The organism is Kluyvera sp. (assembly GCF_047971185.1).
Classification (GTDB): domain Bacteria; phylum Pseudomonadota; class Gammaproteobacteria; order Enterobacterales; family Enterobacteriaceae; genus Kluyvera.
Genome location: NZ_JBKDZH010000050.1, coordinates 1 through 21532, shown reverse-complemented (window position 1 = coordinate 21532; position 21532 = coordinate 1). Strand labels below are relative to the sequence as shown.

The 21532-nt window shown below is 59.0% G+C and carries 20 protein-coding genes; 13 read left to right on the top strand and 7 right to left on the bottom strand.

Features of this window, described 5'->3' with window-relative positions; all coding sequences use genetic code 11:
* Window position 1: 1 nt before the first annotated feature.
* Window positions 2-982 carry a LacI family DNA-binding transcriptional regulator gene (locus ACK5JN_RS14320; protein ID WP_416870801.1) on the top strand — a complete coding sequence of 327 codons (981 nt, stop codon included), beginning with the start codon at window positions 2-4 and terminating at the stop codon, window positions 980-982.
* Here ACK5JN_RS14320 and ACK5JN_RS14315 read toward each other — a convergent pair whose 3' ends face one another.
* Window positions 983-2230, bottom strand: coding sequence for a mechanosensitive ion channel family protein (locus ACK5JN_RS14315; RefSeq protein WP_416870800.1), 1248 nt, complete (start codon window positions 2228-2230; stop codon window positions 983-985).
* Between the two features lie 77 nt (window positions 2231-2307).
* Window positions 2308-3735 (bottom strand): MFS transporter, encoded by a 1428-nt coding sequence (locus ACK5JN_RS14310; protein ID WP_416870799.1) that lies wholly within the window; start codon window positions 3733-3735, stop codon window positions 2308-2310.
* A 131-nt stretch (window positions 3736-3866) separates the two neighbouring features.
* On the opposite strand from ACK5JN_RS14310, the gene ACK5JN_RS14305 reads away from it, so the two are divergent.
* From ACK5JN_RS14305 to ACK5JN_RS14295, 3 genes are all read left to right on the top strand, one after another.
* A complete protein-coding gene (locus ACK5JN_RS14305) occupies window positions 3867-4706 on the top strand; it encodes a helix-turn-helix transcriptional regulator (RefSeq protein ID WP_416870844.1) in 840 nt (279 codons plus the stop codon).
* Between the two features lie 261 nt (window positions 4707-4967).
* Window positions 4968-5297, top strand: a complete 330-nt coding sequence (locus ACK5JN_RS14300; protein ID WP_416870798.1) for a type II toxin-antitoxin system RelE/ParE family toxin — start codon at window positions 4968-4970, stop codon at window positions 5295-5297.
* 22 nt (window positions 5298-5319) lie between these two features.
* Window positions 5320-5565 carry a helix-turn-helix domain-containing protein gene (locus ACK5JN_RS14295; protein WP_416870843.1) on the top strand — a complete coding sequence of 82 codons (246 nt, stop codon included), beginning with the start codon at window positions 5320-5322 and terminating at the stop codon, window positions 5563-5565.
* A 46-nt stretch (window positions 5566-5611) separates the two neighbouring features.
* On the opposite strand, the gene nfsB is transcribed toward ACK5JN_RS14295, so the two are convergent.
* The 3 genes from nfsB to ACK5JN_RS14280 form a co-directional block, all read right to left on the bottom strand.
* The gene (gene nfsB, locus ACK5JN_RS14290) at window positions 5612-6265 is read right to left on the bottom strand and encodes an oxygen-insensitive NAD(P)H nitroreductase (protein WP_416870797.1); all 654 of its coding nucleotides are present in this window, start codon (window positions 6263-6265) and stop codon (window positions 5612-5614) included.
* 122 nt (window positions 6266-6387) lie between these two features.
* Window positions 6388-6756, bottom strand: coding sequence for an MmcQ/YjbR family DNA-binding protein (locus tag ACK5JN_RS14285; RefSeq protein ID WP_416870796.1), 369 nt, complete (start codon window positions 6754-6756; stop codon window positions 6388-6390).
* Window positions 6756-7331: a TetR/AcrR family transcriptional regulator gene (locus ACK5JN_RS14280; protein ID WP_416870795.1), complete on the bottom strand. Its 576-nt coding sequence runs from the start codon at window positions 7329-7331 to the stop codon at window positions 6756-6758. The genes ACK5JN_RS14285 and ACK5JN_RS14280 overlap by 1 nt, the downstream gene beginning before the upstream one ends.
* A gap of 165 nt (window positions 7332-7496) precedes the next feature.
* Here ACK5JN_RS14280 and ACK5JN_RS14275 point away from each other — a divergent pair, with 165 nt between their 5' ends.
* Together ACK5JN_RS14275 and ACK5JN_RS14270 are read left to right on the top strand one after the other, a co-directional pair.
* Window positions 7497-8621 carry an MBL fold metallo-hydrolase gene (locus ACK5JN_RS14275; protein ID WP_416870794.1) on the top strand — a complete coding sequence of 375 codons (1125 nt, stop codon included), beginning with the start codon at window positions 7497-7499 and terminating at the stop codon, window positions 8619-8621.
* A 33-nt stretch (window positions 8622-8654) separates the two neighbouring features.
* Window positions 8655-9002, top strand: a complete 348-nt coding sequence (locus tag ACK5JN_RS14270; protein ID WP_416870793.1) for a RamA family antibiotic efflux transcriptional regulator — start codon at window positions 8655-8657, stop codon at window positions 9000-9002.
* A 31-nt stretch (window positions 9003-9033) separates the two neighbouring features.
* Here ACK5JN_RS14270 and ACK5JN_RS14265 read toward each other — a convergent pair whose 3' ends face one another.
* On the bottom strand, window positions 9034-9282 hold the full coding sequence (locus ACK5JN_RS14265; RefSeq protein WP_416870792.1) for a DUF1158 domain-containing protein: 249 nt from the start codon (window positions 9280-9282) through the stop codon (window positions 9034-9036).
* A gap of 504 nt (window positions 9283-9786) precedes the next feature.
* Here ACK5JN_RS14265 and ACK5JN_RS14260 point away from each other — a divergent pair.
* From ACK5JN_RS14260 to ACK5JN_RS14250, 3 genes are read left to right on the top strand one after another with little or no spacing between them, the layout of a single operon-like run.
* Window positions 9787-12510: a cation-transporting P-type ATPase gene (locus tag ACK5JN_RS14260; protein ID WP_416870791.1), complete on the top strand. Its 2724-nt coding sequence runs from the start codon at window positions 9787-9789 to the stop codon at window positions 12508-12510.
* 57 nt (window positions 12511-12567) lie between these two features.
* Complete coding sequence (locus ACK5JN_RS14255; RefSeq protein WP_416870790.1) at window positions 12568-13638, top strand: efflux RND transporter periplasmic adaptor subunit; 1071 nt, start codon at window positions 12568-12570, stop codon at window positions 13636-13638.
* Between the two features lie 10 nt (window positions 13639-13648).
* Entirely contained in the window at window positions 13649-16744 is a 3096-nt protein-coding gene (locus ACK5JN_RS14250) for an efflux RND transporter permease subunit (protein ID WP_416870789.1), read from the top strand.
* On the opposite strand, the gene ACK5JN_RS14245 is transcribed toward ACK5JN_RS14250, so the two are convergent.
* Entirely contained in the window at window positions 16741-18204 is a 1464-nt protein-coding gene (locus ACK5JN_RS14245) for a PLP-dependent aminotransferase family protein (RefSeq protein WP_416870788.1), read from the bottom strand. The genes ACK5JN_RS14250 and ACK5JN_RS14245 overlap by 4 nt on opposite strands.
* A gap of 221 nt (window positions 18205-18425) precedes the next feature.
* Here ACK5JN_RS14245 and ACK5JN_RS14240 point away from each other — a divergent pair, with 221 nt between their 5' ends.
* The 4 genes from ACK5JN_RS14240 to ACK5JN_RS14225 all read left to right on the top strand — a co-directional run bounded on the left by ACK5JN_RS14240 (window position 18426) and on the right by ACK5JN_RS14225 (window position 21419).
* On the top strand, window positions 18426-19277 hold the full coding sequence (locus ACK5JN_RS14240; RefSeq protein WP_416870787.1) for a transporter substrate-binding domain-containing protein: 852 nt from the start codon (window positions 18426-18428) through the stop codon (window positions 19275-19277).
* A gap of 66 nt (window positions 19278-19343) precedes the next feature.
* The gene (locus ACK5JN_RS14235; protein ID WP_416870786.1) at window positions 19344-19985 is read left to right on the top strand and encodes an amino acid ABC transporter permease; all 642 of its coding nucleotides are present in this window, start codon (window positions 19344-19346) and stop codon (window positions 19983-19985) included.
* A 14-nt stretch (window positions 19986-19999) separates the two neighbouring features.
* Complete coding sequence (locus tag ACK5JN_RS14230; RefSeq protein ID WP_416870785.1) at window positions 20000-20665, top strand: amino acid ABC transporter permease; 666 nt, start codon at window positions 20000-20002, stop codon at window positions 20663-20665.
* Window positions 20658-21419: an amino acid ABC transporter ATP-binding protein gene (locus ACK5JN_RS14225; RefSeq protein WP_416870784.1), complete on the top strand. Its 762-nt coding sequence runs from the start codon at window positions 20658-20660 to the stop codon at window positions 21417-21419. The genes ACK5JN_RS14230 and ACK5JN_RS14225 overlap by 8 nt, the downstream gene beginning before the upstream one ends.
* The last annotated feature ends 113 nt before the right edge of the window (window positions 21420-21532 follow it).

The following is a 21532-nucleotide window of genomic DNA, read 5'->3' as shown; positions in this document are numbered from 1 at the left end:
TATGTCAATTCAGAAAATCGCCCAGCTGGCGGGGGTTTCGGTGGCGACCGTATCGCGGGTGCTCAACAACAGCGAGACGGTAAAAGCGAAAAACCGCGAACGGGTGCTTCAGGCCATCAAAGAGAGTAACTATCAGCCTAACCTGCTGGCGCGTCAGCTGCGCACGGCGCGTAGCTCGATGATTCTGGTGATGGTATCGAACATCGCCAACCCGTTCTGCGCCGAGGTGGTGAAGGGAATTGAAGAGGCGGCGGAAAAGAACGGCTATCGGATCCTGCTGTGCAACTCCGGCGCGGATATTGAACGCTCGAAATCAGGCCTGCGTCTGCTGACCGGGAAGATGGTCGACGGCATTATCACCATGGACGCGTTCAGCAAGCTGCCGGAGCTGACCGCGGTGATCGGCGACGCGCCGTGGGTGCAGTGCGCGGAATACGCCGATGCGGGCACTATCTCCTGCGTGGGGATTAACGACGTCGACGCGGCGGAGCACGCGGTGGGTTATCTGGCGGCGCTGGGGCGTCAGCGGATTGCGCTGATTAACCACGACCTGAGCTATAAGTACGCCCGGCTGCGCGAGCAGGGCTACAACAATGTGCTGCAATCTCAGGGACTGGCGTTTCAGGCGGTGGAGTATGCCAGCGATTTGAGCGCGGCGGCGGGTAAAGCGGCGATGAAAAATCTGCTGGCGATGAGCCCGCGCCCGGACGCGGTGTTTACGGTGTCCGACTCGCTGGCCGCCGGGGCCATCCGCGCCATTGACCAGGCGGGGCTGAAGGTGCCGGAAGAGATCGCGGTGGTTGGCTTTGACGGCACCGAGCTTGCCGAGATGCTATCGCCGCAGCTGACGACCGTCCAGCAGCCGTCGCGGGAGATCGGTGCCAGAGCGGTCGAACTGTTGCTGAATAAAATTGATAACCCGCAGGCCGTGGCCGAGCGGGTTATGCTGGACTGGCGCTTTATTTCACGCGCCAGCGCCTGATTATTGCTGCCCCATCGCGCCCGCCAGGGCGCGAATATCATTACCGGTCGGCGACTGGTGAATGCGCAGGCCAAACTCTTCAACCACCGCAAAGATATGGTCAAAAATATCGGCCTGAATACTTTCATATTCAGCCCATACGACGGTATTGGTAAAAGCGTATATCTCAATCGGCAGGCCGTTATTATCCGGCGCTAGCTGGCGGACCATCAGGGTCATATCTTTGCGAATTTTGGGATGGTTTCGCAGATATTCGTTGAGGTAAGCGCGGAAGGTGCCAATATTGGTCATCTTGCGCAGATTCAGCACCGAGCCGTCGCCACCGTGCTCCTGATTCCACAGATTAATTTCCTGATGACGCGAGTCCATATACGGTTTCAGCAGCCGCGCCTGAATTAACCGCTGCTGCTCGTGTTCATCGAGAAAATGCACGCTAGTGGTATCAACGTTGATGCTGCGCTTAATTCGTCGACCGCCCGACGCGGACATGCCGCTCCAGTTTTTAAAGGAGTCTGACACCAGTGACCAGGTGGGAATGGTGGTGATGGTATTATCCCAGTTACGCACTTTGACGGTGGTTAACCCAATATCGGTCACCGCGCCGTCGGCGCCGTATTTCGGCATTTCCAGCCAGTCGCCGAGCTTCAGCATGTCGTTGGCCGACAGCTGAATGCCCGCCACAAGGCCGAGGATCGGGTCCTTAAACACCAGCATTAATACCGCCGCCATCGCCCCGAGGCCGCTTATCAGAATAGCCGGCGATTGCCCCAGCAGCAGGGAGATCATCAGAATGCCAATCAGAATGGCGCTGACCAGCTTAACCCCCTGGAATATCCCTTTAAGCGGCAGCTGAGAAGAGAATGAGAGCTTCTGCGAGAGGTTGAAAATAACGTCCAGCAGCGAGAAGAACGACAGCAGGGCATAAAGCATCACCCACAGCTGTGCACAGGTGGTTAATATCTGTGCGGCATCGCTGCCTTTTTGCAGCCACAGCACGGCCTGCACGTTGACGATAATCCCCTGAAGGGTGAACGCCAGTCGGTGAAAAAGTTTATTCTGCGTAATGATTTGCAGCCATAAATGGCTGCTAGCCTGCGCCCGTTTTTCAAAGGTGCGTAGCACCACCCGATGGAGTATCAGATGGACAATGATGGCAGTGAGAAAAATAATACCAAAAATGATGATCAGCGAATTGGTATGATTTATTTCAATGCCCATCTCTTCGATCTGTGAAATCAGTTCCTGCATAACGTCTCCTGTATAGCCAGCTAATTATAATGGCTGTGCTGGCTATATTATGCAAACGACTATACAGGAACTTAAGCTCAGGACGCCGCCATTGCCGGGCTCCGGTTTAAATGATGACGCAGGCAGGCGGCCACGATCGCCAGCAGCAGCATCATTGCCGCCTCGACGCCGAGAAAACCGACCATCGCTTCGGTATAGCTGCCGTGATGGTTGCGCATCAGCACCAGCAGCAGCGAGCCAAACACCGCAGGGCCAAGACCGAGCGTGGCCTGCTGCAGGGTGCTCAGCAGCGCGCTGCCCGCGCCCGCGTCGTTGGCGGTAATATCGCGCATTCCTACCCGATAGAAACAGTTGACGATCAGCGCCTGGCCGTAGCCAATCAGCGCCGTCGACGGCACCAGCGTCAGCGTGGTGGTGGCCTGGCCGAAGTGATGGAACGTCTCCATCAGCAGCAGCAAGCCGCTAATCTGCACCGCCAGCCCGGCGAGCAGGATGCGCCCCATGCTGTGACGGGCAATCAGTTTCGGCGCGTACATCGCGGAGAGAAAATAGGCCACGCCCAGCGCCACGAAGCTATTGCCCGACTGCCACGGCGCCATGCCGAGGCCGGACTGCATGGTCAGCGCCATGCAGAACATAAAGCCGGACCAGGCGCTGAAGAACAGCAGGGCGATCACCATGCCGAAGCGAATGCTGGCAAATTTCAGCAGCCGGGGCGGCAGCAGCGGGTGTTCACCGCGCTGCTCTTTGCGCAGCGCGCTGGCGCGCATCCACAGCAGCAGCGGCACAATCGCCAGCAGCATCAGGCGCATCGACCACGGCCAGTGCAGCTCCGGCCCCAGCGCCATCGGGAACAGCAGGCAGCAGAGAATCAGCCCCAGGCTTAGCGTGCCCTGCCAGTCGATGCGGGAGTGCTCGTCGCGGCGAGTTTCCGGCACGTAGCGACGGCTGTAGGCCAGCACCAGCAGGCCAATCGGCACGTTGATAAAGAAGGCGTTACGCCAGCCGAGCCCGGCGATATCCGCCGACACCAGCCAGCCGCCGAACATCTGCCCGACGATAAACGAGATCCCGCCAATGCCGCCGTACAGGCTGATGGCGCGCGCATGCGCCGTGCCTTTCAGGGTGACGTGCAGGGTGGCGAGGATCTGCGGCACGATCAGCGCCGCGCCGGCGCCCTGTAAGGTGCGGGCGGCCAGCAGCGCGGTAATCGAATTCGACACGCCGCACAGCAGCGAGGCGAGGCTGAAAATTGCCACGCCCCACATAAACAGGCGGCGGCGACCGTAGTTGTCGCCGAGCTTGCTGCCCATCGCCAGGCACACGGCAAAGGCCACGCCGTACAGCGCGACGATCAGCTCCAGCTGGGTGGGGCTGGCGTGCAGCGACGCGGTGATTGAGTCGAGGGCGACGTTGGTGATCGAGGTGTCGATCTGCGGCAACATCAGGCCGGTCAACAGCAGGAAAAGCCCCGCGCGACCGGGGGAAACAGCGGACGTTTTCATGGTGACTCCATTGCGTCATTCAGCGAATGGTCGTAGCATCGCTGATTCAATAAACGGGTACCAGTTCCTGGTTATACGGGTACTGGCACTACTATGCTGGAGATACCATGAGCCTCATCAGCCACAGTGAAATGGACGTATTGCAGACGCGGCAGATGGATAGCCGTAAGCAGTTGGGTGCATTTCTTCGGGCGCGACGGGAAAGTCTCGATCCGCAGCGGTTAGGGTTACCGCGCAGCGGGCGGCGGCGCACGCCGGGCCTGCGTCGCGAAGAGGTGGCGATGCTGGCGGACGTTGGCGTGACCTGGTATACCTGGCTTGAGCAGGGGCGCGAGGTTAATCCGTCGGCGGCGGTAATGCAAGCGGTCGCCGAGGCGCTCCAGTGCAGCGCGCTGGAAACGCGGCACCTGTTTGTGCTGGCAGGCCTGACGCCGCTGGAATCGGTTAACGTTCCCCAGTGTGAAGGCATAAGCCCCGGCACGCGGCGTATGCTGGACAGTTTGCTGCCGCAGCCGGCGAGCATTCAGAAGCCAGATTTCGATATCGTGGCGTGGAATGAGGCGTTTTGTCGGCTAATGGGCATCGATTTTTCGACCATTCCAGAAGACGATCGAAATTGTATCTACCTGTATCTTACCCATCCCGGCTGGCGCTGTCGGCTGGCTAATCGCGACGCGCTGCCGACGTTTGTCTCGTATTTTCGTGCCGCCATGGCGGAGCATCGCGGCGATCCGGCGTGGGAAAACAAGCTGGCCCGATTCTTTGCCGCCTCCAGCGAATTTGAGGCGCTGTGGCACCAGCGCTACGAGGTGCGCGGCGTCGAAAATCAGATTAAAAATTTCCGTCATCCTGAGTTTGGCGAGTTCCAGCTCCAGCAGATGTACTGGTACTCCGCGCCGCGCAACGGCTCGCGTCTGCTGGTGTATTTACCGGTGGATGAGGTGGGGGAGGCGGTGCTGGCAAGGTTGTAGTTTAGAGTAAATCCCGGCGGCGCTTCGCTTGGCCGGGCTACAAGATAGGCGTAGCCCGGCCGAACAACGTGACGCCGGGAAGGTCAGTGACGCAAAATCCGATCTTTGTCCCGCCAGGTTGGTTGAGTTGTTTTACGATCCGTTTTCCAGATTACGTTCCTGAATCTGCATTGGCCACTTAGCCGGTGTAGGGTTAAGCACAATGGCTAAATTAGCCTTTAAGGCAATTTGCCTTATATGCTAATATTCAGGGACAAAATTGTGTTCAAAATACTTGTTCATGCGAACGTGAAAGACGAAATGCTGGCGCTACCCGCATCGGCGCAGGCCAAAATGATCGGTAAAATTGAAAAGCTGCGGCGTCATGCTACCGTTTTGCGGGAGCCAGACAGTAAGCCGTTACCCCATGGCCTTTTTGAAGTCCGCACCCTGGGAGCCATTCATTGTCGCGGCATTTATGCCTTTCAGCGAGGCGAGACGATTTTCTTACTGCGCGTTTTTATCAAGAAAACGCAGAAGACGCCCACCTCAGAGATTCGCCTGGCACTGGCACGGCTGAAGGAGATGCAAATTGAGCAAGACAATTATTGACTGGGATGACCTGAAGAGCGAAATGCTCGCACGAGCGGATGTTAAGGCGGCTTTTGATGCGCAAGAGAGGCAAGCGCGTTTGCGCGAGATGCTGGCGCAATGGCGTCAACACGCTGGGTTAACACGCGCGCAGGTAGCACAGCGCATGGGCGTGAGTGCACCAACGGTTTCAAGGATGGAGGCCAACGTAACGCGGGCGAGTCTCGACACGCTCACGCGCTATGCGCTGGCTTGCGGCGTAAAACATCCGCAGATTTTGCTCTATTAAGACGTCCCGACGGCGCTGTGCGACGCCGGGACCGATTAAAGCTAAATCAGATCTCAGTAATCACCACGTCTTCCGGCAGACGAGATTTCGGCAGCGCCTTGTTGAAATCTTCTACGCTGTGATGGCCCACCGGCACCACCACCAGGCTGGTGAAGCCTTTCTCTTTCAGGCCAAATTCGGCATCCAGAATCTCAGCATCAAAGCCTTCGATCGGCACCGCGTCCAGACCCATGGCGCCCATGGCCAGCAGGAAGTTGCCAACGTTCAGGTAGGTCTGGTTAGCTGCCCACTGTGCGTCATCGTGACGCTCTTTACGGTGCAGGTCGGCGAAGAAAGTGCGGCCTTTGTGATTAGCGGCTTTGGCTTCCGGGGTGGCGAAACGGCCATCGGCGTCTTCTTGATCGACCACTTTTTCCAGCCAGGCATCATCGATTGCCGTTTTTGCGCAGAATACCACGACGTGGGAAGCATCCAGCATTTTGCGTTCGTTGAACACATAGCCGCCAGCTGCGGATTTTGCAACGCGCGCTTTACCTTCGTCGGTGCTGGCGACGATAAAGTGCCACGGCTGGGAGTTGGTGCTGGACGGGCTATAGCGCAGCAGCGTTTTCAGATTGGCGGCCTGCTCGGCGGTCAGTTTTTTGCTGGCGTCAAAGGCCTTGGTGGAATAGCGCGCTTTAGCAACGGAAACGATATCCATAAATACTCCTGAATGATGATAGGCACCGCGAATCGGTGCGTTGAATCACAGCAGGGTACCGCGCGCGTTAATAAATGAGAAGGGTATTCAGTGCGATAACACTTATCGTTTTGAGCGCAAAATCAGGTGGGCCGCACCCGGTTCTGCACGCGTTTAGGGAGCTTATTGACGACCTGATTCCATGAATCTTCGATCAGGCCGTGAAGCAGATCGACCGTGATCTCCTCGCCGGGATAGACCGAGATCCAGTGCTTCTTGTTCATGTGGTAGCCGGGTTTAATCGACGGATAGATCGCCTGATGCAGCAGCGACAGTTCGGGATTCACTTTCAGGTTAACGATCGCTTCGCCGCGCAGAAAGGTTTTGATCATAAAGATCTTCCCTTCGACGGTAAACACGTCGTACTCCGGCCCAAAAGGCCAGTAAATCTCGGAAAAGGGGAGCGTCAGCGCAAACTCATGCGCCTGTGCGTGCAGCGTTTTACCGTCCATTATTGATCCTCGGCCAGCGCCAGCCACATGGCTTCAAAGCCTAGCGCTTTGAGCTTATCGGCGCGCTGCGGCTCACGGCTGGCGAACTCAATGGTGGTTTCCGCCAGTGACAGAAACAGGGCGTCGCCAAAGGCGCGGAAGTCGTCGGACATAAATACCGGGCGCACCGAGCGCTGGCAGAGCTTTTGCAGCTCCGGGAACATGGCCCTGACCTGGGTGATGGTCTCCTCGGTAATTTTTTCACTGACCGCCATCCGGCGCAGCGCATGGTGCCCGGTAGGGTTTTGTACGCCCCAGTCGATATAGCTGTTCCAGATGCTGTGGGTGAACGCTTTCGGTGACTCGGTATCGGTCAGCCCGGTGAGCATCGCCTGGCACAGGCCGGTTTTCAGGTGCAGGTAAAGCGCGTTAAGCAGGTCGTCTTTGGTGGCAAAATAGCGAAACAGGGTGCCTTCCGCCACGCCCGCACTGCGCGCGATCAGCGCGGTTGAGGCGGCAATGCCGGATTGAGCAATGGCGCTGGTGGCCGCTTCCAGTAACGCGTGTTTTTTATCTTCACTCTTCGGACGAGCCACTACACTTTACCTCTCTGACTGTAAAAAATGTGATTGAAACATGTCGACCCCAGTGACTTCAACGTCGATTGTCAAAATTTGAAAATGGCTTGACGATTTTTTCCTCTCCTTTCTATAATGAGTGCCTACTCACTCATAATCAACTTTTTTTGTGTGGCTTCCTGGATGAGGCCGGTCTTGGGTCAGGATATGAAACCTTTCATCATCAGCGTGGTTGCCATCATGCTTATCGCCAGTGCAGCAAGTTTGCCCTTTGTCCTGAACGCCGGTTTCGGCCAGGCGCCGCAGGGGGTAGAGAAAAGTCAGATTGAGCGCTCGCCGAACTACCGCGACGGGGCGTTTCAGAACACCCTGCCGACGCCGGGGTTTACCGGCGACAAAAATATGCTGATGGCGTGGTGGGAGTTTTTAACCGCCAGACGTGAGAACGCGCGGCCGCAGCAGCCGTTGCCGCTGGTGGCGACCGATCTCGCCAGCCTGACGCCGGAGCAGGACACCATGATCTGGCTGGGCCACTCATCGTGGTATCTGCAGCTGGCGGGCAAGCGCATTCTGATCGATCCGGTGTTCAGCCACTATGCCGCGCCGTTTTCGTTTCTCAATAAAGCGTTCGACGGCGACTACCCGTGGCGCGCCGAGACGATGCCGGAGATCGATCTGCTGATCATCTCTCACGATCACTACGACCATCTGGATTACGCCACCATCAAAGGGCTGATGCCAAAGGTTAAGCGCGCCGTGGTGCCGCTGGGCGTCGGTTCCCATCTGCGTTACTGGGGGATGGCGAGCGAGGTGATTACCGAGGCCGACTGGCAGCAGAGCGTAGCCATCAGCGACGCGCTGACCGTTCACCTGCTGCCCGCGCGTCACTTTTCTGGCCGCGGCCTGAAGCGTAACCAGACGTTGTGGGCCAGCTTTATGTTCGTCACGCCAGAACAAAAGATTTATTACAGCGGCGACAGCGGTTACGGCCCGCACTTCAGGGCGATTGGCGAGCAGTTTGGCAAGGTTGACGTGGCCATTCTGGAAGATGGCCAGTACGACCAGGACTGGCGCTACATCCATATGATGCCGGAGCAGACCGCCCAGGCCGCGGTTGATCTCAACGCCGAGCGCGTATTGCCAGGGCATGCCGGGCGCTTCGTGCTGGCGAAGCATACCTGGGATGACCCGTACAAACGGCTGGCGCAGGCCAGTAAAGACAAAGCGTATCGGCTGCTGACGCCGATGCAGGGCGAGCCGGTATGGCTGGCGAATCCAACGCAAACATTTCACGCCTGGTGGGAATAACCACCGGCTGTAGGTAAACGAGGGGAGGGGTGTATGACTGATTTAGCCACTCAGGTGATCGACACACTGGTCGAATGGATTGACGAAAATCTGCATCAGCCATTGCGCATTGATGAAATCGCCCGCCGGGCAGGGTATTCAAAATGGCATTTGCAGCGCCTGTTTTTGCAGCATAAAGGCGAAAGCCTTGGCCGCTACATTCGCCAGCGCAAGCTGAATCTGGCGGCGGATGAACTGTGCACGACCGATCAAAAGGTCTACGACATCTGCCTGAAGTACGGGTTTGATTCCCAGCAAACCTTTACCCGCATTTTCACCCGCACCTTTAACCAGTCGCCGGGTGCCTACCGTAAAGTCCATCATCGCCCACGGACGCATTGATACCAACGCCCTCTCCTTGTGGGAGGGCGGGCTAATCCGCCAGTGAAAACCAGCGCCGCCACACGTAGCGAACCACCAGATACTCAATGGCCCCCAGCGCCAGAAACCACACGCAGAACAGCACGGTATAAAACTGGTTCAGATCCATAAAGTGGAAGGTGGCAACCAGCTTTTGCGCCAGCGTCAGGCCGAGCGACGGTGCCGGCAGCAGCAGGCAGGAGAGGAACGCCATCAACAAAATGCCGGCTGCGGTCATCAGGGATTCAAGAGGATGCTTCATGCAGTGTTAATCTTTAGTTAAAGATATTATTGTCCGGTAATTTTTATTGGAACGCAATGTTTCTGAGCTAATAAACCCTTTTTGAATATTTAAAATAAATGACTAAGCCTACGAATATATTCGCAGGGGAAAACGTGTAATAATATTAAGGATTAAATAAAATAGTGCTTTCGTAAATTAACGTCATAATCACGATAATAATTTTACAAAAGTATAAGTACTATATCCAACCAGCGTCGCAACCACGATAGCCAGCACTATGTACAGCGCCAGACGGCGTCCTCTGTAGATTCCGAACATAATGACCTCGTTTAGATGGGGTTTAGGAACATTCTGTAATATTAATATGAGTAAATCAACTGAATGTCGTTTTGAAATTTAAAAAGCGAAAATATTGTGAGCTAAATAATATTCCTTCGCCTTAAGAAAATACCCAACGATGTCGCCTTGGCCAGAAATGATTTCAGGCTTTCCGTTTGCAGGAATTTAAAAGGAAAATTTATTGTGTCGAAAATGATGAATAGCAAAAATGTGCCGCACGCGGGTTACGACCCGCAAGAGCACGCCTACCAGCAGCCCACCGAGCGCGTGCTATCGCAGCTGAACAGCCAGCCGAAAGGGCTGAGCGCGGCCGATGCCGCGGAACGCCTGAATACCTACGGCCCGAACGCGCTGCCGGAGAAAAAAGGCAAGCCGGCGTGGCTGCGTTTCCTCGCCCACTTTAATGATGTCCTGATCTACGTTCTGCTGGCCGCCGCGGCGCTGACCGCCGTAATGGGCCACTGGGTGGATACCTTCGTTATCCTTGGCGTCACGGTGATCAACGCCCTGATTGGCCACATCCAGGAAAGCAACGCGGAAAAATCGCTGAAAAGCATCCGCAACATGCTCTCCAGCGATGCGCAGGTGGTTCGCGACGGCAGCCATAAAACGGTCGCCACCACCGAGCTGGTGCCGGGCGATATCGTGGTACTGCGCGCGGGCGACCGTATTCCGGCGGACATGCGTCTGATCGAGGCTCACAACCTGCGCGTTGAAGAGGCGATTCTGACCGGCGAGTCCACCGTGGTGGATAAGCACACCGACGTGCTGCACGGCGAACTGCCGCTGGGTGACCGCACCAATATGGTGTTCTCCGGCACCACCGTCAGCGCGGGCGGCGGCACCGGCGTGGTCGTCGCTACCGGCCAGGAGACCGAACTTGGCCACATCAACCAGATGATGGCGGGCATTGAAAAGCACCGTACGCCGCTGCTGGTGCAGATGGACAAGCTGGGCAAAGCCATTTTCGCCATTATTCTGGCGATGATGGCTGCGCTGTTCGTCTTCAGTATGCTGCTGCGCGATATTCCGCTGGGCGAGCTGCTGCTGTCGCTGATTAGCCTCGCGGTTGCCGCGGTACCGGAAGGCCTGCCGGCGATTATCTCGATTATTCTGTCGCTGGGCGTTCAGGCGATGGCGCGCAAGCGGGCGATTATCCGCAAGCGGCCTACCGTGGACACGCTGGGGGCGATGACCGTGGACTGCTCGGATAAAACCGGCACCCTGACCATGAACGAACTGACCGTGAAAGCGGTAATTACCGCCGATAGCTGCTACCGCGTGGACGGCGACAGCTACGAGCCGCACGGCAATATCTACCTCGAAGGCAGCAACGAGCCGGTGCAGGTTCAGCCGAACACCGTGCTGGAAAAATACCTGCGCACTATCGACCTGTGCAACGACAGCCAGCTGGTGAAGGATGCGCAGGGCCACTGGGGCATTACCGGCGGTCCAACCGAAGGCGCGCTGAAGGTGCTGGCGGCGAAAGTCAGCCTGGAGCCGGTGCGCACTCAGCTGATTGCCAAGATCCCGTTTGACTCGCAGTACAAGTACATGTCCACCCACTTCCAGCTGGGTGACGAAGAGATTGTGATGGTGACCGGCGCGCCGGACGTCCTCTTCGCGCTGTGCCAGCAGCAGCAGACCTCGCGCGGCGTGGTGCCGTTCGAGCGCAGCTACTGGGAAGCGGAAATGGCGCGCTTTGCCAGCCAGGGTCTGCGGATGGTGGCGGCGGCAACCAAGCCTGCCAACGCCGGGCAGAATACCCTTGACCACAGCGACCTGCAGGAAGGCCTGGTGTTCCTCGGCATTGCCGGCATGATGGACCCGCCGCGCCCGGAAGCGGTCGACGCGATCCACACCTGCCAGAATGCGGGGATCCGCGTGAAGATGATCACCGGCGATCACCCGCAGACGGCGATGAGTATCGGCCAGATGCTGGGGATCCGCAACAGCAGCGAAGCGATGACCGGCTACCAGCTGGAGCACATGGATGACGCTGAGCTAGCGAAAGCGGCGGTGGAGTATGACATCTTCGCCCGTACCAGCCCGGAGCATAAGCTGCGTCTGGTGAAAGCCTTACAGGAAAGCGGCGAAATCGTCGGCATGACCGGCGACGGCGTCAACGACGCTCCGGCGCTGCGTCAGGCGGACGTGGGTATCGCCATGGGCATCAAAGGCACCGAGGTGACCAAAGAGGCCGCCGACATGGTCCTGACCGACGACAACTTTGCCACCATCGCCAGTTCGGTCAAAGAGGGGCGTCGCGTTTACGACAACCTGAAGAAAACGATTCTGTTCATCATGCCGACCAACCTGGCGCAGGGGCTGCTGATTATCATCGCCCTGCTGGCGGGGAACATTATTCCGCTGACGCCGGTGCTAATTCTGTGGATGAACATGGCGACCTCCGCCACGCTCTCCTTCGGCCTCGCGTTTGAAGCCGCCGAGCGTAACGTGATGAATCGCCCGCCGCGTAAAACCGGCCAGCACGTGATGGATCTGTTCGCCGTGTGGCGCGTCGCCTTCGTCGGCTCGATGATTGCTATCGCCGCCTTCATTCTTGAGGCATGGCTGGCACCGCGCGGCCACAGCGCCGAGTTTACCCGCACCGTGCTGTTGCAGATGCTGGTGACCGCGCAGTGGGTGTACATGATTAACTGCCGCAGCAGCGACCGCTTCTCTCTGAACAGCGGCCTGCTGAAGAACAAAGGCATCTGGCTGGTGACCGGCGTCCTGCTTCTGCTGCAGCTGGCGATTATCTACCTGCCGCTGATGCAGACGCTGTTCGGCACCGAAGCGCTGCCGCTGCGCTACTGGGGCATCACCCTGGCGATTGGCGTCGCGATGTTCCTGGTGGTGGAAGTTGAAAAGCGTCTGACCCGCCGTTTCCGCAAGACCACGTAGTGATGACTTGCCCCTCTCCACGCGGAGAGGGGCGCTTGCCACGCAAGGATCCCCGACATGAAAAACACTTTCCGCCTCGCCCTGTTGGCCTGCGGGCTGGCCAGCTGCACGCTGGCTTTCGCCTCGATACCGGTCCGCGTCGCCACCGTCGAGCGCGCGCCGCACGCGGTTGAGCGCCAGCTGCCGGGCCGCGTTGAGGCGATTCACGCCGTTGAAATTCGCGCCCGCACCGAAGGCACTATCGTGCAGCGCCATTTCCAGGACGGGCAGGACGTTAAGCAAGGTGACCTGCTGTTCACGCTGGATGATGCCCAGCCCCGCGCCGCGTTAGCGCTGGCGCAGGCGGAGCTGAAGAGTGCGCAGGCCTCGCTGCGTCAGGCTCAGCAGCTGTTGACGCGCTATCAGAGCCTCAAAACCAACCATTCCATCAGCCGTAACGACGTAGATACCGCACAGATGCAGCGTGATGTCGCCGCCGCCGCCGTTGAACAGGCGAAGGCGCGGGTGACGGCGCAGCAGATCGTCCTTGATTACACCCGTATCACCTCGCCGGTCAGCGGCCGCGTGGGCCACAGCGGCTTTCACGTTGGCACGCTGGTGAATGCCGCCAGCGGCGTGCTGGTGGATATCGCCCAGCTTGACCCGATCCGCGTGAGTTTTGCCCTCGACGAGGCCGCGTTTTACAGCAAGGCGGGGCAGTATGCCGATATCCGCGCGCTGAAGGCCGCGTGGCTGGCGCAGATTACCCTCGACGGCAAACGTGAGGACGGCGTGCTGACCTCGGTGGATAACCGTATTGACGCCCGAACCGCCAGCGTGGCGGTGCGCGCCGAATTTGCCAACCCGCAGCATCGGCTGCTGCCCGGCGGCAACGTCACGGTAACGCTGCGCCCGCAGGCGCAGGACGAGAGCGTGATGATCCCGGCCGCAGCGGTGCAGCAGGACGCCAGCGGCTATTTCAGCTGGGTACTGACCGCCGAGAACACCGCCGGGCTGCGCCGTCTGGAATTAGGCGGACAGCAGGGGCAAAGCTTCGCGGTGGCGAAGGGGCTGAACGCCGGTGAGCGCGTAGTCACCGATGGCGCGCAGCGTCTGAGCGACGGCGCCGCCGTGCAGTTGTTGAATTAAGGAGTTCAGGATGCTGACGTTTTTTATCCGTCGTCCACGTTTCGCGATGGTGATTGCGCTGCTGATGACCTTTGTCGGCGCGGTCGCGCTAAAGCTCATTCCGGTAGAGCAGTACCCGCAAATCACGCCGCCGGTCGTGAACGTCAGCGCCAGCTGGCCGGGCGCCAGCGCGCAGGACGTGGCGGAAGCCATCGCCGCGCCGCTGGAGACGCAGCTCAACGGCGTGGATCACATGCTCTATATGGAGTCGACCAGCGCCGATGACGGCGGCTATAGCCTCAACCTGACCTTCGCCGCGGGCACCGACCCGGATATGGCGGCTATCGACGTGCAGAACCGCGTGTCGCAGGCGGTGGCGCAACTGCCGTCCGAAGCGCAGCAGAATGGCGTACAGGTACGTAAGCGCGCCAGTAACCTGTTAATGGGGGTGAGCCTCTATTCGCCGGAGGCGACCCTGTCGCCGTTGCAAATCAGTAACTACGCCAGCACCCAGGTGCGTGAAGCGCTGGCGCGTCTGCCGGGCGTCGGCCAGGTGCAGATGTTCGGTGCGCGCGACTACAGCATGCGCATCTGGCTGCGGCCAGACCGCATGAACGCGCTGAACATCACCAGCGAAGATATCGCCCAGGCGCTGAACGAGCAGCACGTGCAGGGCGCCGCCGGGCAGATTGGCACCCCGCCGGTGTTTAACGGCCAGCAGCAAACCCTGACCATCAACGGCCTCGGGCGGCTGAGCGACGCCGATGAATTCCGCAGCATCGTGGTGCGCAGCGGCGAGCAGGGACAGCTGGTGCGCCTTGCCGATGTCGCCACTATCGAGCTTGGCGCGCGGAGCTACAGCGCCAGCGCCCAGCTTAACGGCGTGGACTCGTCCTATATGGGGATCTACCCGACGCCAACCGCTAACGCCTTACAGGTAGCAAACGTGGTGCGCGCCGAGCTCACGCGCCTGCAAAGCCGTTTCCCGGCGGATCTCAAATGGGAAGTGAAGTTCGACACCACCCGTTTCGTCGCTGCGACCATCAAAGAGATCGGCACATCGCTGGCCCTGACGCTGCTGGCGGTCGTCGCGGTGGTTTCACTGTTCCTGCAAAGCCTGCGCGCGACGCTGATTGTCGTGCTGGCAATCCCCGTTTCGCTGATTGGCACCTTTGCGGTGCTTTACGTGCTGGGCTACAGCGCCAATACCCTGAGCCTGTTTGCCATCATTCTGGCGCTGACGATGGTGGTTGACGATGCCATTGTGGTGGTCGAAAACGTGGAAGGTCACATGGCCGAAGGGCTGGGGCGTAAAGAGGCGACCGCGCTGGCGCTGCGGCAGATTGCCGGGCCGGTTATCGCCACCACCCTGGTACTGCTGGCGGTGTTTGTTCCGGTGGCGATGCTGCCGGGGATCGTCGGCGAACTGTATCGTCAGTTTGCGGTCACGCTCTCCACGGCGGTGACGCTGTCTAGCATCGTGGCGCTGACGTTGACCCCCGCGCTGTGCGCGCTGCTGCTTCGCCCGCGTCCGGCAAAGCCCGCCGCCGTTTTCCAGCTGTTTAATCGCGGGCTGAATACTACCCGCGATGCCTATGGGTGCCTGGTGGCATGGATGAACCGCCGTCCGCTGGTGGCGGTGGGGGCGACGTTAACCGCCGCGCTGCTGGTGGCGTTGAGCTTCACCACCATGCCGAAGGGCTTTCTGCCGCAGGAAGATCAGGGCTACGTGTTCGCCAACGTGCAGCTGCCGGAGTCGGCCTCGCTGGAGCGTACCGAAGCGGTGATGGCGCAGGCCCGCACGCTGCTGGGCGCACACCCGGCAGTGGAGGATGTGATTCAGGTGTCCGGCTTCAGCATTCTCAGCGGCACCAGCGCGTCGAACGGCGGGTTCATCTCGCTGATGCTGAAAGACTGGTCGCAGCGCGCGCCGCTGGATGCGGTGATGAGTGAACTGCAGCGTCAGCTGCATGCGCTGCCGGAAGCCAACATTATGCTGTTTGCGCCGCCCACGCTGCCGGGCCTCGGCAGCGCCGCGGGTTTCGACCTGCGTATTCTGGCGCAGGCCGGGCAAACGCCCGCCGAGCTGGAGCAGGTGACGCGTCATATTCTGATGAAAGCCAACCAGCACCCGAAGCTGAGCCGCGTATTTACCACCTGGAGCAGCAACGTCCCGCAGCTGACGCTAACCGTCGACCGCGACCAGGCCGCACGTCTCGACGTGCCGGTATCCCGCATCTTTAACAGCCTGCAAACCGCGTTCGGCGGCACCCGCGCCGGTGATTTCAGCATCAATAACCGCGTTTATCACGTGGTGCTGCAGAACGAGATGCAGTGGCGCGAGCGCGCCGAGCAGATTAGCGAGCTATTTGTGCGCAGCAACCACGGCGAGCGGGTACGCCTGAGTAACCTGGTGACCATTACGCCAACCGTGGGCGCGCCGTTTATCCAGCAGTTTAACCAGTTCCCGTCGGTGTCGGTGAGCGGCTCAGCGGCGGAAGGCGTCAGCAGCCGTACGGCAATGAGCGAAATGGAAAGCCTGCTGGCGATGCACCTGCCGGAGGGCTACGACTACGCGTGGAGCGGACTGTCCTGGCAGGAGCAGCAGACCGGCAATCAGGCTATCTGGATTGTGCTGGCGGCGGTGGCGATGGCGTGGCTGTTCCTCGTGGCGCAGTACGAAAGCTGGACGCTGCCGGGCAGCGTGATGCTGTCGGTACTGTTCGCCATCGGCGGCGCGCTGCTGTGGCTGTGGATCGCCGGTTACGCCAATGACGTATACGTGCAGATTGGCCTGGTGCTATTGATAGCCCTGGCGGCGAAGAACGCGATACTGATCGTTGAATTCGCCCGCGCGCGTCGGCAGTCCGGCTTGTCTATCGTCGAGGCCGCGCGCGAGGGGGCAACCCGCCGCTTCCGCGCGGTGATGATGACGGCGGTGTCGTTTATTATCGGCATTATGCCGATGATGTTCTCCACCGGGGCCGGGGCGCAGAGCCGTCGCATCATTGGCACCACGGTGTTCAGCGGGATGCTGGTGGCGACGGTCATTGGGATCCTGTTTATCCCCTCGCTGTACGTCCTGTTCCAGCGTCTGCGCGAGTGGGCGCACCGGCGGGCGGGCTAACCCATCTGCGCCAGCTGGCTGCGCAGCACATCGACCCCCGGCGCGATGGCGTCGGGGTTGATGGCGTGAAACCCCATGCGGAAGAAGTTATCCGGCGGCGCGGCGTCGAGAAAATGGCGCGCGCCGGGTTCAATCAATACCCCGGTATGGGCGGCGCGCCAGGTGAGCTGCTGCGTACTGATGCCGCCGGGCGTACGCAGCCAGAAGGCGTTGGCATGCTCGCTGCCGGGCAGCGGCTGGCACTCCGGGAGCAGGGTTGATAGCGCCGTGTTGAGCATCTCCCAGCGGCGCGCGGAGTCTTCGCGGTAGCGCCGCAGGTGGGTTTCATAGTGGCCCTGGGCGAGAAAATGCGCCATCTGATACTGAATGTTGGTCGGCGGATGGCGATACACCAGGCGGCGCAGGGCGCGGGCCTCATCAATCAGATCCGGGTCGGCGACCATAAAGCCCAGCCGCAGCCCCGGCGACAGCGCTTTCGACAGGCTGCTGACGTAAATCACCCGTCCGCTGCGATCGCTGGCCTTCAGCGCCGGCAGCGGATTGGCCTGGAAGTTACTCTCCGAATCATAATCATCTTCAATAATCACCGCATCGTGCTGCGCCGCGTGCGCCAGCAGCTGGCCGCGCCGCGCCTTGCTCATGGTGACGCCGGTCGGCACCTGATGCCCCGGCGTGACGTAGTAGTAGTCGCACGGCGTTTCGTTCAGCACCAGACCTTCGGCATCCACGGCGTGCGGCACAATCTGGCTTTCGCCGAGTAAAAAGGTGTTAATCGCCTCGCGAAAGCCGGGGTTCTCGACGCCGACCCGGGTCTGGCGCGACATCAGCAGCCGGGTGAGCAGGTAGAGCGCATTTTGCGAACCCAGGGTGATGAGGATTTCATCCGGCGCGGCGACGATGCCGCGTTTGGGCAGCACGCGGGTGCGGATTTGCTCAATCAGCATCGGCACGTCCTGGTCGATATGGTCCACCACCCACGCCGGGTCGCGCATGCCACCATGCAGCCAGTTGGCCGCCGAACGCCAGCTGGCGAGCGGGAACTGACGGGTGTCCGGCTGGCCGTAGATAAACGGATAGCGGTAGTGCATCCAGCCGGCGGGTTTGAGGATCGACTCCTGCTGGCTGGGGGTAATATTCAGCCGTTTGCCCCATGATGGTGCGTTGTCGGCGGCGCTGAGTGCAGGCGTTGGCGCGGAAAGGCGCGGCGCATGATAGTCCGGATGCAGGTAATAACCGCTGCGCGGGCGGCTTATCAGATAGCCCTCGTTGACCAGGCTTTCAAACACCAGCGCGGTGGTGTTACGGGAAACCTGCAGCTGCTGGGCCAGCTGCCGACACGAGGGCAGCGGCGTGTCGGCGGCAAAAATGCCGCCGAGGATCGCGTTGACCAGCGACTCGCGAACCTGCTCCTGCAAACCGCGTTGCGCCTCAAAATCCACATGCAGTAAGTGCCGAATCATGCGCTCCCCTCCCGATTGTTCGCTTTCCTCCTGCGCAGCAATTTCTGTACCAGCCTGAAATCGTCTGCCACAAGCGCACGCGAAAACTGGCTCTATTCAGAATGCAAAAAGTCTCCTTACAGTAAAAACGTCGTCAGCCAGCGCCTGAAAATGCCGCTGTCGGCACACATCTTGCAACGCTGGAATAAACGCATCCGGCATATTGGAGTAGGGGTCAAACGATGAAAAAAACGATGGGTTCGTATTATCTGGCCGCCATCATGGCGATGACCTTTTCTTTGCAGGTGGCCGCCGCCGATTTACCGGAAATTGAAAAATCCGGCACTCTGAAAGTGGCGACCGAGGATGACTACGCGCCGTTTAACTTTATGAATAACGGCAATGCCGACGGTTTTAATAAAGATATGCTGGCGGCGCTGCGCGAATACGCCAAATTTAACGTCACGCAAAGTATTTTGCCGTGGACCGGTTTATTAGCGGCGGTTTCTACCGGGCAGTACGATATGGCGTTAACCGGCGCGGTGGTGACCGATGAACGCCTCAACGTGTTTAATTTCACGCCGCCGTGGGCCTCCGCTCAGCATTATTTTGTGAAGCGCGCGGGCGATGATTCGTTAAATACCATTGCCGACCTCAGCGGTAAAAAGGTTGGGCTTCAGGCGGGCAGCGCGTTATTAGCGCGATTACCGGAACTGAAGGCCATGATTGAGAAAACCGGCGGCAAACTGGGGCCGGTGGTGGAATACCCGTCCTACCCGGAAGCCTACGCCGATTTAGCCAACAAGCGCCTCGATTACGTCATCAACGTAGTGATTTCGGTCAACGACCTGGTCAAAGCCAAACCGAAGGTATTTGCCAAAGGGTTACCGGTCTCCGGCCCGGGCTATATGGCGTGGCCAATCCCGAAAAACTCGCCGGAGCTTTTGGCCTATATGACCAAATTTATCAACCATATGCGTGAAACCGGCAAGCTTGCCGAGCTGCAGAAAAAATGGTTTGGCGAAACCTATGACGATCTGCCGACCGAGCCGATTACCAGCGCCGCTCAGTTTCACCAACTAGCCGGACAATAATCCAGGTCGCCCGGCCGAGCCGCGCGACGCCGGGAGCGACGACAAGGTTAACTTCAGGAGGGCAGCATGGACTTAATCGCATGGCAGTTACTGATTGAAGGCGCATGGACAACCCTCTGGATTTCCGCCATCGCCATCGCTTGCGGGGTGGTGATTGGGCTGGTTATCGCTTTCGTGCGCATGATGAAAATCCCGGTTGTCGATCAGATTCTGGTCATCTACATCAGCCTGGCGCGGGCCACGCCGCTGGTAACGCTGGTGCTGTTTCTGTTTTTGTCGCTGCCAACGGTGGGGATCAACCTCGACAAAACGGTGGCGGCTATCGTCGCCCTGACGCTCAACACTTCGGCATTTAACGCGGAAATCTGGCGTAATGCCTTTCGCACCTTTCCGCGCGAACAGCGCGAGGCGGCGGAGTCGGTAGGGATGCGCCGCTGGCCCTATTTTCGTTACATCATGCTGCCGCAGATGTGGCTGGAAAGCCTGCCGGCGCTGGTCAATGAGATGTCTTTTTTAATCAAAGGTAGCCCGGCGATTGCGGTGATCGGCGTGGTGGATCTCACCCGCGTCACCAACCGTATCGCGTCCGTCACCTATGAACCGCTTTCCCCCATTCTGGCCGCCGGGCTGCTGTATGTGGTGATTATTGGCCTGCTGCTGAAGCTCCAGAGCCTGGCGGAACGCAAAGCAAAACGACTGGCGCGCTAAGCCCGGGAGGACTGATGAATCAATGGGCAATTATCTGGGCCGAGCACGACAACTTTATTGCCGGGCTGCTGGCGACGCTTGAGCTGTTTATTATCGCTGCCGTTTGTGGGTTATTGATTGGCATCGTTTTGTGTTACATCACCGAATACCAGAAACGCGTCCTGAATAACGTCATTATGGGTTTTGTGAACCTGATGCGAGCGATCCCCTTTCTCATTCTGGCGTATTTACTCTATTACGGGTTACCGGAGCTGGGGATAAGTCTTGACGCCTGGGCGGCGGGGCTGGTGGCGTTAATTATCTATCATGGTGCTTATTTCTTTGAGATTCTGCGTAGCCAGCGGCGGGTATTTTCTAATGGCTATATTGAAGCCGCGGTAGTACAGGGTTTCTCGCGTTATACCCTGTTTCGCCGCATCGTCCTGCCGAATATTTTCTCCTCCGCGCTGCCGCTGTTGGGTAATCAGCTGATTATCTGTCTGAAGGATACCGCGTTTCTGAGCATTATTACCGTACAAGAGATTACCGCCGCCGCGAACAGCGTCCAGGCCACCTATTTTATTCCGTTTAACGCCTTTATTGTCGCCATTGCGCTGTATTGGGCGATCAGCATCGTACTGGAATTGCTGATTAAGCGGTTGACTGTGTATAGCGCCAAAAGAGGAATGAGCCATGTCTGATATCACGGCGGTAAGCGTCAAAAATGTCTCCAAGCAGTTTGATAACGTGGAGGTGCTGCGGGATATCAACCTGACGGTGGAGAAGGGGACGGTGGTCAGTATTCTCGGGTCTTCCGGTTCGGGTAAATCCACGCTGCTGCGCTGTATGAACTGGCTGGAGCAGCCGGATCGCGGCGAGATTCATATCGGCGGTCAGCGCATCGGCGTGAACGACCAGACCGGTAAAGCCATGTCGCACCGCGATCTGGCAAAAATTCGCGAACGGGTGGGGATGGTGTTTCAGAGCTTTAACCTGTGGCCCCATCTGACCGTGCAGCAAAACGTGATGGAGGCGCTGCTGCACGTGAAGGGGATGAAGCGCGAGGAAGCGCGCGCGATGGCCGACCAGCAGCTCAGGAAGGTGGGCATGGACCATAAGGCCGATGCGTATCCCATTACGCTCTCCGGCGGGCAAAAGCAGCGGGTCGCCATCGCCCGCTCGCTGGCGATGTCGCCGGAAGTGCTGCTGTTTGATGAGCCGACGTCGGCGCTGGACCCGGAGCGCGTCAACGAAGTGCTGAGCGTGATGAAGTCGCTGGCGGCGGAGGGCTACACCATGGTGGTGGTGACCCACGAAATGGAGTTTGCACGGCAGGTGTCGAATGAGGTGGTGTTTCTTGAAAAGGGGATTTTGATCGAGAAAGCGCCGCCGGAGATCTTCTTTAGCCAGCCGAAGTCGGAGCGGGTGAGGCAATTTTTGCAAAGCAGCCGCTAAACCCTCACCCCGGCCCTCTCCCTGGAAGGGAGAGGGAGAAAACCAGGCCCTTGCAAACCCGCAGCTAGCCGATAAACCGCACCGCACAGTCCCCTCTCCCCATTGGGGAGAGG